The 13,047-nt window shown below is 43.1% G+C and carries 13 protein-coding genes; 10 read left to right on the top strand and 3 right to left on the bottom strand.

Going from position 1 to position 13,047, the window contains the following annotated elements:
- Positions 1-110: 110 nt before the first annotated feature.
- Positions 111-1,373, bottom strand: coding sequence for a dicarboxylate/amino acid:cation symporter (locus N0M92_RS11485; protein WP_260285805.1), 1,263 nt, complete (start codon positions 1,371-1,373; stop codon positions 111-113).
- A 166-nt stretch (positions 1,374-1,539) separates the two neighbouring features.
- Here N0M92_RS11485 and N0M92_RS11490 point away from each other — a divergent pair, with 166 nt between their 5' ends.
- From N0M92_RS11490 to N0M92_RS11500, 3 genes are all read left to right on the top strand, one after another.
- Positions 1,540-2,346, top strand: a complete 807-nt coding sequence (locus N0M92_RS11490) for an alpha/beta fold hydrolase (RefSeq protein ID WP_260285806.1) — start codon at positions 1,540-1,542, stop codon at positions 2,344-2,346.
- A gap of 285 nt (positions 2,347-2,631) precedes the next feature.
- Complete coding sequence (locus N0M92_RS11495; protein ID WP_260285807.1) at positions 2,632-3,387, top strand: threonine/serine exporter family protein; 756 nt, start codon at positions 2,632-2,634, stop codon at positions 3,385-3,387.
- Between the two features lie 16 nt (positions 3,388-3,403).
- Complete coding sequence (locus tag N0M92_RS11500) at positions 3,404-3,853, top strand: threonine/serine exporter family protein (protein ID WP_260285808.1); 450 nt, start codon at positions 3,404-3,406, stop codon at positions 3,851-3,853.
- A gap of 104 nt (positions 3,854-3,957) precedes the next feature.
- Here the strand turns inward: N0M92_RS11500 and N0M92_RS11505 are convergent, their stop codons facing one another.
- The gene (locus N0M92_RS11505) at positions 3,958-5,496 is read right to left on the bottom strand and encodes a solute symporter family protein (RefSeq protein WP_098370283.1); all 1,539 of its coding nucleotides are present in this window, start codon (positions 5,494-5,496) and stop codon (positions 3,958-3,960) included.
- Between the two features lie 14 nt (positions 5,497-5,510).
- Positions 5,511-5,801, bottom strand: coding sequence for a DUF485 domain-containing protein (locus N0M92_RS11510; protein WP_260285895.1), 291 nt, complete (start codon positions 5,799-5,801; stop codon positions 5,511-5,513).
- A gap of 293 nt (positions 5,802-6,094) precedes the next feature.
- On the opposite strand from N0M92_RS11510, the gene N0M92_RS11515 reads away from it, so the two are divergent.
- From N0M92_RS11515 to N0M92_RS11545, 7 genes are all read left to right on the top strand, one after another.
- Positions 6,095-7,063 (top strand): efflux RND transporter periplasmic adaptor subunit, encoded by a 969-nt coding sequence (locus tag N0M92_RS11515; RefSeq protein ID WP_260285809.1) that lies wholly within the window; start codon positions 6,095-6,097, stop codon positions 7,061-7,063.
- Between the two features lies 1 nt (position 7,064).
- Positions 7,065-7,805: an ABC transporter ATP-binding protein gene (locus N0M92_RS11520; RefSeq protein WP_311202545.1), complete on the top strand. Its 741-nt coding sequence runs from the start codon at positions 7,065-7,067 to the stop codon at positions 7,803-7,805.
- Positions 7,732-8,922, top strand: a complete 1,191-nt coding sequence (locus N0M92_RS11525; protein WP_311202546.1) for an ABC transporter permease — start codon at positions 7,732-7,734, stop codon at positions 8,920-8,922. Before N0M92_RS11520 ends, N0M92_RS11525 begins: the two co-directional genes overlap by 74 nt.
- Positions 8,923-9,030: 108 nt before the next feature.
- Positions 9,031-9,702 carry a response regulator transcription factor gene (locus tag N0M92_RS11530; RefSeq protein WP_260285810.1) on the top strand — a complete coding sequence of 224 codons (672 nt, stop codon included), beginning with the start codon at positions 9,031-9,033 and terminating at the stop codon, positions 9,700-9,702.
- 10 nt (positions 9,703-9,712) lie between these two features.
- The gene (locus tag N0M92_RS11535) at positions 9,713-10,951 is read left to right on the top strand and encodes a sensor histidine kinase (protein ID WP_260285811.1); all 1,239 of its coding nucleotides are present in this window, start codon (positions 9,713-9,715) and stop codon (positions 10,949-10,951) included.
- A 125-nt stretch (positions 10,952-11,076) separates the two neighbouring features.
- Positions 11,077-11,535, top strand: a complete 459-nt coding sequence (locus N0M92_RS11540) for a hypothetical protein (protein ID WP_260285812.1) — start codon at positions 11,077-11,079, stop codon at positions 11,533-11,535.
- Positions 11,536-11,799: 264 nt separating this feature from the next.
- Positions 11,800-12,984, top strand: coding sequence for a NupC/NupG family nucleoside CNT transporter (locus N0M92_RS11545; protein WP_260285813.1), 1,185 nt, complete (start codon positions 11,800-11,802; stop codon positions 12,982-12,984).
- Positions 12,985-13,047: the final 63 nt, after the last annotated feature.

A 13,047-nucleotide genomic window follows, 5' to 3' on the forward strand; every position in this document is an offset into this window, starting at 1 on the left:
TCTATGTAAGGGGTAGGAACCCCTTGTCAATTAAAGTACTGTTTGAAAGAAAGTCGCGAAAATGAAAAAACTGGCTCCTGTTTTAACCAGGAGCCAGTCAGTTATAAGAATCATACAGCTTCTTTAATGAATGCTTGTTTTAACCATTTTTTTCCCTCAACTAGCCTTGTGACAAGCATGGCACAAACGGTGTTTCCTGTTGAGTTAAGCAGTGTAGCAGGAGCATCGATGATCGTGGATATAACGGCAATGATCGGCAGGACTTCAACAGGGAAGCCGAATACACTCAGAATCAGCATTTCCCCAATCATGCCGCCCCCAGGAATGGCACCCATAACGGCTCCAACCAAAAAGGCAACAGCCAGTATACTTAAAATGCTTGATATGCTTGTCATATCCTTTCCAAATAAGCTGAATAGGAAAACGATTTTCAATACCCCGCCGAATACCGAACCATCTTTATGAGTGTTGGCTCCGAGTGGGATGACAGTCTCCGCTATATCCTTAGGCACGCCCATTTTCTTGACTGATTCCAGATTGACTGGAATGGATGCGGCACTAGAACAAGTTGCAATGGCTGTAATGGACGGTGTCAGGGCATTTTTCCAAAATAGTTTAACCCCATCTTTCCCGCCTGCGATAAAGGCATACAAAGTGAAGAAGCCGAAATAATAAATCAAGGCCAAGACTAGATAAAGAATGAAAGTGCGAGCGTAGCCTTCTAAAATCTGCGGCCCAAGCTGGCCGATTATCGCCGCAAAATAAGCACCAAGTCCAATTGGAGCATAGTACATGACGATTTTGACGACCTTCATCATGACAGCTGTACCCGCTGTCAAAAACTCGGTAATCGGTCTTGCTTTCTCACCGGCCAGTGCAGTGGAAAGCCCGATTAATACCGAGAAAACGATAAGCTGAAGCATATTGCTTCTAGAGAACAGTTCTGGGAAATCGGAAACGGTTACAGTGTTGACCAGCTGACTGAAGAAAGAAACTTCTTCGATGGTCTCTTCAGGGGAACTGTTTTCCATCAGTTCCTTAATGGCTGTCGTATCTGTGCCTTCCAACGGATTTACGATGGTTGTCCCAATAAATCCAATGACGGCAGCTAAAGCGGCTGTTGTCAGGAAAACGAGAACGATGCTTCCCATGATTTTTCCGAGACGCTTCATTCCGCTCATATTGGCAATCGCTGAAGCAATGCTGAAAAATACCAATGGCACGATGATCGTGAACATCAGATTTAAGAATAAGTCCCCTAGCGGCTGTATGATCGAGGTTTTTTCCCCGAAAACCACGCCAGCTATCCCACCGATAATAATGGCAGTCAGTAATATTAAAGAGGATCGATAGTTTTTGATAAAGCTCTTCATTAAATTTCCGTCCTTTCAGGATGAAGATATCAATAAAAATATACTTCATTATCAACTCTAAAATCAGGTTTGACAATATTTTTTTATAGGAAGGAATGTTAAAAGGAGATATGCAATACATAATAATAGGGAATGGGTTGTGAAAAAATAGTGAAGGAGGGATAGAATGGCATTTGTTGAGGTGGAAGAGGGCGTTCGGTTATTTTATGAAGAAAAGGGACAGGGAAGACCGGTTATTTTCATCCATGGTGTGTGGATGAGCAGCCGGTTCTTTAAAAGGCAGCTTCCGTACTTTTCGGATAAATATAGAACGATCTTACTTGATTTAAGAAGCCATGGTCAGTCAAATCATGTACATTACGGAAATACGGTCTCCGTTTATGCCAAAGATCTTCATGCATTCATAGGTAAACTGGGATTAAAGGATGTCATACTTGTAGGCTGGTCCATGGGGGCATTTGTCGTCTGGGATTATCTTAAGCAATTCGGTGAGGGAAATATTCATTCAACCGTGATTGTGGATGAATTGGCCTCTGACTTTAAGTGGCCCGATTTTAATATCGGTGCATTTGATATGGACACGTTGATTGCCTTCATGACTGAAATTCAAACGAATCGTGCCCCATTTTTACAAAGCTTCCTTGCTTCCATGTTCAACAATGAATTATCTGCAGAGGATGCAAGCTGGATGCTTGGGGAAGTGACCAAAATGCCGGAATCCATTGCCAGTAGCATTCTATTTGACCAATCGATTGTGGACTATCGTGAATTCTTGCCAAAAATCAATATTCCGACACTTCTCTGTTTTGGAAGGCATGAAAAAGTAATTCCTGTTGCAGCAGGGGAACATTTGCATGAAAACATTCCAAATTCCAAACTAGTAATCTTTGAAGATAGTTGCCATTGTCCATTTATGGAAGAAAGCGATTTGTTTAATGAAACCGTGGATTGCTTCATTCAAAAGGGCATATAGTCGTACTGAACGGGAAAAAGGGGATGCAGGGTTCGTGTGCCCGCACTCCTTTTATTTATGGTTATAAATGAATCTTTCTGTTAACTAAACGGTTTCGGCAAGAAATAAGGGGAATACTGGTACTAAGGAAGTCTGAAGTGGCGGTTAATGGAATTGATAAATTAAATAGGTAATATTTTTATATCCTTTTCACGGGAATTGGGCTATTATGAGGTGGATTTAACTTGGTATGATCGTTATCTGTTATTGAGGGAAACTCATGCATGAAGTGATGGAGAGGATAAAATGGATGATCGTTTACTATACAATGAAATTATAGATGTATGTTTACTTGCGGGAAAAATCATGCTTCAGAATGGAGCGGAAACTTCACGGGTGGAGGATACGATGGTAAGAATCGCTGCAGCGTTTGGATGCGGTGACTCACATAGTTTTTCGACCCCTACAGGAATTATTTTTTCGCTGGATGGCATGCACCCGGCTTCAAAATTAATTCGAGTTTCCCAACGATCTACAGATTTACATAAGGTGACGCTGGTCAACAGCATATCCCGAAGCATTTCCAGCAAGGAAATGACACCGGAGGAAGCTTATTTACAGTTAAAACAAATCGAAAAGGCCGGGATGGGGTATCCCATGTGGGTACAGGTCTTTGCTGCATTTATATCGAGCGGCTGCTTTTTAATCATGTTCCAAGGCCAGTGGAATGATTTCATCTGGTCCTGTATAGCTGGAGGAATGGGCTTCTCATGCCTGTTTTATTTGCACCGGTTACTGGAAGTTCGTTTTTTTGCTGAATTCATCGCCTCATTAGTCGTAGGTCTAGCAGCTATGTTCTTTGTCCAGATTGGAGTCGGAAGTCATTTGGACAAGATAATCATTGGAGCGGTGATGCCGCTTGTGCCAGGGCTGTTAATTACGAATGCAGCAAGGGATTTAATTGCAGGACATTTGGTTTCAGGCCTATCCAAGGGTGTTGATGCAGGTTTGACTGCTTTAGCCATTGGGGCAGGAATATCGGCTGCGTTTGTTTTCTTATGATTTTAGGGGAGGAAGAATGATGATTGCACAGCTTATTACAAGTTTCATTGCCTCAGCCGCCTTTGGAGTCATCTTCAATGTACCAAAAAATTCATTGTTACAATGTGGCTTCGTAGGGATGTTAGGGTGGATCTTATACTTTTTTCTGGTTGAAAATGAGATAAACAGCATCATGGCAACATTAGCGGCTGCATTTATCGTTGCGGTTATCAGTCAGTATTTTGCTAAAAGGTATAAAACGCCGATCACGGTTTTCAATATATCGGGAATCATCCCGCTCGTGCCTGGGGGTTTGTCGTATGATGCGATGAAGCATTTTGTTGGAAATGATTTTTATGTTGCTGTTCAATTGGCCGCCAAGGTCTTCATGCTGGCTGGTGCCATTGCGATGGGGCTGATCTTTGCAGAAGTCATGAACCAGTTAGTAACTAAGTACAATAGAAGGAAGTTAAGATTGAGAAGTTAGCAGGAATCTTCTTGATATATGTTTCTAAATAAAGAGAAAGGAGATCAGGCCGAACCCTGATCTCCTTTCTCTTTTTAATATTTTAAAATAATAAGTAAGCTAGCTTATATAGGATCTTTCATCCCAGTGTTGGCTGTTACCAAAATTTCGTCGAATTTTTTTGCATCGGCTTTCTTGCTTGACAGAAGTGTTCCGGCGATGGCTGCGATAAAACCAATCGGGATGGAGATGATGCCTGGATTGGCAAGCGGGAATAATGGCTCCCCGACGAATATTGCCGCTCCCTCCACCGGTGACCAGACATTGGGACTCAGGAACACAAGCAATAAAGAACTGACCAGTCCAACTAACATGCCCGTGACAGCCCCAGCTGTGTTAAAACGTTTCCAGAATACCGTGAAGACAATGATGGGCAGGTTGGCACTGGCAGCGACGGCAAAGGCAAGTGAAACAAGGAAGGCGACATTCATGTTTTGGGCAAACAAGGCAAGGATGATGGAGAGGACGGACACTCCGATCGATGCCCAACGAGCAGCAACGACTTGTTCCTTGTCAGTGGCTTGGCCCTTCCGGATAATGTGGCCATAGAAGTCATGGGCAAAAGCAGATGCTGCCGATAGAACGAGACCTGCTACAACCGCTAAAATGGTAGCGAATGCAACTGCAGAGACAAAGGCGAACAGGAAGTCACCCCCAATGGCTTCGGCAAGCAGCGGGGCAGCCATATTCCCGGCCGCATTCGCGCCAATGATTTTGTCGTATCCAACAAAAGCTGCCGCTCCAAATCCCAGGAAAATGGTCATTATATAAAAGATCCCAATGATCCAAGTGGCATATACGACGGACTTTCTGGCTGTGATGGCGTCTTTCACGGTAAAGAAACGGATGAGAATGTGAGGAAGTCCTGCTGTACCGAGTACAAGGGCTAAATTAAGGGATAAGGTATCCAAGGGATCCTTGAATTTGTTACCGGGGTTGAGGAAATCCCCGCCCAAAGGAGTGGCTGTTTTCATCTGCTTGAACATTTCGATCACGCTAAAGTCGAATTTCGCCAATACGATGATGGAGATGATGAATGTACCTGCCATCAATAAAACGGCTTTGACGATTTGGACCCAACTGGTGGCCGTCATACCGCCAAATACGACGTATACGGTCATTAAAATGCCTACAATGATGACGGAGTAAAGATAATCAATTCCAAGTAAGAGTTTTATAAGGGCACCTGCACCGACTAATTGGGCGATCATATAAAAGGTTGAAATGGAAATGGTGTTAAGGGCAGCGACACCGCGTACTTTCTTTTCATTGAAACGGGCAGCGATCATGTCCGCCAATGTATACTTGCCAAGGTTACGGAGCGGTTCGGCCACGATATAAAGAACGACCAGATACGCAACCAGAAAACCTATGCTATAGAAAAAACCATCAAATCCAGAGAGTGCGACCATGCCGGCTATCCCCAAAAACGAGGCAGCGGACATATAATCTCCCGCAATGGCCCAACCATTCTGCCACCCGGTAAGGCTGCTGTCCGCCGTATAAAAGTCCGCGGTCGTTTTGGTGCGCCGTGAAGCAAAATAGGTAATGACCAATGTTAGCCCGACAATGATTAGAAACAATATGAAAGCAAGTATATTCATTGTGAATTCACCTTTTATCCTTTCGATTCTTTAATGATTTTTTCCACTAATCGGTCAAATGTCGCAGCTTTTTTGGAATAGAGGATGCATAATGTCCAGGTCATGATAAATTGAGCGAAGGCAAAAATCCAGGCCCAGCTGATTGCCCCGAAAGCATAGGAGTTAAGAACTTTGGAGTAGGAAGTTAGTAGGGGTAGGGTGAAATAAAAGACCATGAAAAAGATGGATAGCGGGACGATGAAATTGCGTTTTTTCCTTAACAGTTCTTGAAAAGATTGTGATTGGACGATCTTGGTGTAGTCCATGGAAGCGCTTACCTTGGTTTCCTTAGCGATTGAATCGTTAGATGCCAAGTTGGTTCCCCCTTCATCATTATTGATTCGGATTACATTACCAAATTCCGATATCAGTATCAGTATATAATTTTCAGAATATATTGTAAATTAAATTTTCGTTCGACATCGTTTTAATTTTTTCGTACAGGGAGTGTCCTGTATAAATGGAATACATTGGAAATAAAATGTATCGCCATTAAGGAAAAGTTAAGCTTCTTTCACGATACTGGTTTCAACGAAGGAAATCTGAAAGGAGAAAAGTGATGAAAAAGTGGATAATGATATGTACGGTTTTAGTGCTGGCGATTGGGGGATGCGCTTGGTTTTTCATGAAGGACAGTGCTGAGCCTGTCATCGCAAAGTCGGTGACCGCAACAGTTGAAAAGGGAGATCTTGAAGTTCAAATAAGCGGTTCCGGATCGGTCGCCGCAATCAATAGTGAGGACATCACTTCCTCTGTAACGGGTGAAGTGGATGAAGTTCTTGTAGAGAAGAATGAATTGGTTGAGAAAGGTGATGAACTTATTACCTTCACGGATGGAAGTGACCCGATAACGGCCCCATTCGATGGTACCGTTACAACAATGGATGTAGAAAAAGGGGATCGTGTATCAAGCAGTGAAGTGTTGGCACATGTTACGGATTATAAAAAATTGAAAACCACGATCAGTGTAGATGAATTGGATGTTCCAAATGTTAAAAAAGGACAAACAGTTGAAATTAAAGCCGGTGCTTTTGAAGATGAAACGTTTACGGGGGAAGTGACCAGTGTAGCAAGGGAAGGTACATATGAGAATGGAGTTTCTTCGTTCGATGTTACGATCAAAATTGACAAACCCGGCGATATAAAAATTGGGATGTCGACTGAAGTGAGCATTTTGACGAATAGTGTTAAAGATGCTTTATATGTTCCGATTGAAGCAGTCCAAATGGATGGTGAAGAGAAATATGTAAATATACAACAATCCGGTACACCTGAAGGAACTGCCAGTACAAAGACAGCGGTTGAGACTGGGATCAGCAATGATAGGTATATTGAAATAACTTCGGGACTTGAAGAGGGCCAGTTTGTTTCCTTGCCTATCACCATCAATGAAAGCTCGACTGGCAATGGCAGCAATGGAATGAGGGGAGGCCAAGGAGGCGAAATACGAATGCAGGGCGGCAGCGGAATGCCGAGCGGCGGGATGCCAAACGGTGGCGGAATGCCAAGCGGCAAGGGAGGTCAGTAAAATGGCGAAACCCATCATAGAAATTAGGAACATGTCTAAATCATATGAATTAGGCGGTGAAACGGTTAAGGCACTTCAAGATGTCTGTCTTACAATCGATAAAGGCGATTTCATTTCGATCATCGGTCCTTCTGGGTCGGGAAAATCGACGTTCATGAATATGATTGGCTGCCTTGACAAGCCTGACATAGGTGAATATCTTCTTGATGGAAAAGAAGTGGAAAAGATGAAGGATAATGAGTTAGCTGCCATTCGTAATATTAAAATAGGATTTATCTTTCAAAATTTCAACCTGTTGGCAAAACTGACAGCGTTGGAAAATGTCGAACTTCCCCTGGTTTATAGAGGGGCAAGCGTGAAGGAAAGAAGAAAAGTGGCCAATGCATGCCTTGATATGGTAGGCCTGAGTGACCGGAAGAATCATCTGCCGAACCAACTGTCTGGCGGACAGCAGCAAAGAGTTGCGATTGCAAGGGCACTTGCCGGTGACCCGCCCGTTCTATTGGCGGATGAGCCGACGGGGGCCTTGGATAGTAAAACGAGTAAAGAAGTGCTGCAGATGCTGAAAGAATTGAACGAAAATGGACAAACAATCATTCTAATAACCCATGACTTGGAAGTGGCAAAAGAGGCGACTCGTGTCGTCCGGATACAGGATGGTCAGCTATTTGAGAACGGAGGTGATTGGATTGAACCTGAGCGAATCAATGAAAATGGCTATACGCAGTATCAAAACCAATAAAGTCAGAGCATTTTTAACCATGCTTGGGATCATAATTGGAGTTGCCTCCGTAATCGTTCTGGTTTCGATCGGGCAGGGTTCCTCACAGTCCGTTCAGGATGAGATCAATAGCCTGGGAACGAACTTGATAACGGTAAGTGTCACGGATACCGACTCCGTGGAGCTGACGGATGATACAATTGAACAGTTTAAAGAGCTGAACGGGATATCGGAAGTGGCACCTGTGGTCACCGGACGCGTTTATGCTAAAAACGGAGAAGCTTCGGCACAGGTTTCAATGACCGGTGCAACTTCATCCTACTTATCGGTTAGGGATCTGGAGCTCAGTCAAGGCCGATTTTTGACTGATATGGAAACGGAATTAAGATCCAAGGTCGTCGTCCTGGGGTCGGATACAGCCAGCACGCTTTTTGAAAATCAAAAAGCTGTGGATCAGAACGTGCTTATCGGCGGAGTTTCCTATCGAGTGATTGGTGTGCTGAAATCGGTAGGCACCTCAATGGGGTCGAGCGGGGATGATGTAATCATTGCACCGATCACCACTGCCGAAAGGGCCACAGGCAGCACAACAATCGGAACCGTATATTTAAAAGCGGAGAACGAGAATATCATAGATAGGGCGATGTACCAGGTACAAGGTACGATGACCACATCATTCCCAGAACAGAGTGATAATTATTCGGTGTCCAATCAAGAAGATCTGATGGATACAATGAGCTCTGTGTCGGATACGTTCACACTCATGCTTGGCGGTATAGCCAGTATTTCGTTACTGGTGGGCGGAATCGGGATCATGAATATCATGTTGGTTTCCGTATCAGAAAGGACGAAGGAAATCGGGATTAGAAAAGCAATTGGGGCGAATCGGAAATCGATTCTTCTTCAGTTTTTGATTGAAGCGATGGTCCTGAGCTGCTTCGGGGGATTGTTGGGTGTTGGAATCGGATTGGGAATCGCAAAATTGATTTCAGTTTTTTCAAGCTTAACGATCAGTTATTCATGGTCGGTAACACTGTTTGCTTTCTTATTCTCCATTTTAATCGGGATAATGTTTGGTGTATTTCCTGCCAATAAGGCATCCAAATTAAATCCAATCCAGGCACTGCGTCACGAATGAACATACAATTTGAAAGAAAGCAGGCGATTAAAAGCCCGCTTTCTTTTGCATATGAAAAAGGATAAAATCAACATATATCACAATTGAGGCGGTTGGGAGGTACCCTGCATGAAGGTTTTGGTGGTAGAAGATAATGTTTCATTATTAGAGTCGATCCGTCAGATTCTGACGGATGAATATGAAGTGGATACAGTGGATAATGGGGAAGATGGACTATTCATGGCTCAGCAAAGTATATACGATATCATCATTTTGGATGTAATGCTTCCGGGAATCGATGGATTTGAAATCGTACGGAAAATCAGGGAAGCAAAAATAGATACAAGTGTCTTGTTTTTGACGGCAAAAGATGCACTTGAGGATCGTGTCAGAGGATTGGAAATGGGTGGCGATGATTATTTAGTCAAGCCGTTTCAGGCACCGGAACTTAAGGCCAGGATTCGTGCCCTGCTTCGAAGGAGTGGCATTTTATCGCTTGAGCAGCATGTGAAATACCGTAATATTGAACTGTTGGAAAAAGAAAAGGATATTTTAGTTGATGGAAAGGTCATTAAAATGACCTTGAAACAGTTTGAATTACTGGAATACCTAATTCAAAATAGTGGGAAAATATTGACCCGTGAGCAGATTTTCGACCGCATTTGGGGGTTTGATTCAGATACGACGATTGCCATTGTGGAAGTGTTCATCCATCACCTTAGGAAAAAATTGGAACCTTTCAATTACCATAAAGATATTCAAACCGTCCGGGGTATTGGTTATATGCTAAAACAACCATAAGGGGATCATTATGTTCCAAAAAACACGACTTCAACTAACCATATTGAATTCTATCGTCTTTATTGTCTTAATAGCCATTTTAAGCAGAACAATTTATTTTTATACGGAAAATCAGATTTATAGGGATGTCAATGATTCACTTCAACAGGATTACAGGGATTTCAATAATGGCGGCAGGCCAGGCGGACGTCCGCAAGGTGAGTTTCTCTTAGGACCGGGACCGAGCGTCATCATTTGGGGGCCGGATGATACGATCATTGAGCCAAGACTAAGTGCAGACAATTTCTATAAGGTCAATGAATTGGAATTTTACCCTGAAAGATTTGAAGAGATTGAAGAAATATCGGTGAATGGATACACGTACCGTGCACTTTCCACCAAGGTCGATACGGAGTATGGAAAGATGACCGTACAATTCATCAGGAATGTGGATACAGAAAAAGAAATGCTCGATCGCTTGCTGCTCATCTTGTTTGTTGGTGGAGGAATTGGAAGTTTGGTGGCGGTAGGCGCAGGCTATCTTCTGGCAGGACGGGCCCTGATCCCTGTCAAGAAATCCTGGGATCAGCAACAGCAGTTTGTCTCGGATGCTTCGCATGAAATTCGCACGCCGCTTGCTGTCATTCAATCGCGGGCTGATTTGCTATTTCAATCACCGAATGCGACCATCGAGGAAAAGGCCGTTGATATATCCATCATTTCTAAAGAAGTCCGGCGATTGAATAAGCTTGTTAACGGACTTTTAACCTTGACCAGAACGGATTCGAATCAAATCGAGGTTAAGAAATCGAACTTTTTCCTTGATGACTTACTAATGGATATCGTGGAACAGTATAGGGATATAGCTTCTTTTCAAGAGAAATCGATCATTAGCCATGCTCCTGAACAGGTGGTGTTTCATGGGGATAAAGAGAGAATTCATCAGCTATTGGTGATCTTGGTGGATAATGCCATGAAATTCACCGAGGAAGGCGGGGAGATTTCCCTATCCTGCATCAAGAATGCTTCATCCATCATTCTTACTGTAGAGGATAATGGAAAAGGCATTCCGCAGGAAGATCTCCCCTTGATTTTTAATCGTTTTTACCAAGTCGAGCAATCCCGTTCAGCAAATGAAGGCTCCGGCTTAGGTTTATCCATAGCCAAATGGATTGTAAACACACATCAAGGGAACATCAAGGTTACGAGTGAACAGAATGAACGCACCCGTTTTGAAATCACTTTTCCGAGAAATCAAAAGAAAAATTAATCCAACAATAGATGCCATCCAATACGAAAAGGACCCTTACTTTTTTCCTTGTTGCTTAAGGAAAAATTAAGGGTCTTTTTAGATAATCATCGTATAAATACATTTATTTTCGGAGGAGAAAACCATTGATGAAAAGACTTGGTAAGTTACATTTTTTGGTTGGAACATTGGCGTCGGTTCTTTTAATGGCTCAAGCAGTCATCGGGGTCATGATGTATGTGTATGGCAGCGGCAATGAACCCGTGAATCGACAGGCGATGATGGGTCAGCCTGCCGATCGCAACACAACAGAATCGGATGTTGCGGAAGAATCGGCTAATAGCAGTCCGGCGACACACGATTCAACTTCAACTACGGGAGCGGCATCAAATGATATGCAGGGCGCTCCACAAGGCGGGCCTAATGGTTCCGGGACTCCAGGAGAGATGCCAAGCGGTGGCGGTTTCCAAGGCAGAGACTCTTTTGCAGGGAAATTGATCGGCTTTTATCAAGGGGCAGGTGGCTTGGCCGCATCCATCATCATCTTTATCGTTGGAGGCGCTGGATTAGCGATGTCGGTGATATCCAGACAAACAACAGCCTAAAAAGTCAATGCTATTTGAGGAAAGAGAAGGCTCCTTTCGAAGGGGAGCCTTCTTTTTTCATTCATGAAACCCATTATTGTAATTAATTGTTATTTTAAAAAGGGAAATAATAATTGCACTTAAAAAAATATTAGTTTAATATAGACTTCTGGAGAGGTACGTACATGTATTTTGGATGAAAGAGAAAACGTTTGCATAATTTTTTTGAGGGTAACCTACTAGTAATGCACGACATAAAATTCACCCTTAGTGGAGGCAGAATATATGAAATTTCTGATTGCAATTTTAGGGCTGCTTATTGTTTTTGGACTAGCTTTATTAGCCAGCAGTGACCGGAAGAAAGTTAAAATTAAACCGATCATCCTCATGGTGGTCATTCAGCTTATTTTAACTTATTTATTATTGAATACGAAGTTTGGTTTAGTGATCATCAATTCGATTGCCGATGCTTTCGGAAAACTTTTAGAATGGGCAAATGAAGGGATCACCTTTGTATTTGGCGGGATTGTAAACGAAGGAGCATCGCCATTCTTTTTAAATGTCCTTCTTCCAATCGTCTTCATCTCGGCATTAATCGGGATTTTACAGCATTTCAAGATCCTTCCGTTCATCATGAAGTGGATTGGATTCCTTTTAAGTAAGGTGAATGGGATGGGTAAATTGGAATCTTACAATGCGGTTGCATCAGCAATAGTGGGCCAATCCGAGGTTTTCATAACCTTGAAAAAACAACTCGGTGCGATTCCGCCATCTCGCATGTATACGCTTTGTGCATCAGCCATGTCAACTGTATCGATGTCGATTGTCGGTGCATACATGACGATGATTGAACCAAAGTATGTTGTGACGGCAATCGTTATTAACATGTTCGGAGGATTTATCATTGCATCCATTATCAATCCTTATACCGTAACGGATGAGGAGGATATTCTCCCTGTTGAAGAAGGGGCAGAGAAGCAGTCTTTCTTCGAAATGCTTGGGGAATATATCATGGATGGATTTAAGGTTGCTATCACTGTAGCAGCGATGTTAATTGGTTTCGTTGCATTAATCGCAGGAATCAACAGTGTATTCGACATGGTCTTCGGAATCAGCTTCCAAGACATCATGGGGTATATCTTTGCACCGTTTGCCTTTATCATGGGTGTACCGATATCAGAAACCGTGACTGCTGGCGGAATCATGGCGACGAAGCTGGTAACCAATGAGTTCGTTGCCATGCTGAGCCTAGGGGAAGCATCAGCAGCGTTGAGCGATAAGACGATAGGGATCGTTTCGGTATTCTTGGTTTCATTCGCTAATTTCTCATCTATTGGAATCATTGCCGGTGCAGTCAAAGGACTTCATGAAAAACAGGGTAATGTTGTAGCCCGTTTCGGCTTGAAGCTGTTATACGGTGCGACTCTTGTCAGCATCCTATCAGCGATCATTGTAAGCGTGATACTTTAATTAACGGATCTAACACAAAAGGGCACTTGGGTTTACTCCTAAGTGCCTCTTTTTATATTTGGG

The organism is Peribacillus aracenensis, from assembly GCF_025175645.1.
Taxonomy (GTDB): domain Bacteria; phylum Bacillota; class Bacilli; order Bacillales; family DSM-1321; genus Peribacillus; species Peribacillus aracenensis.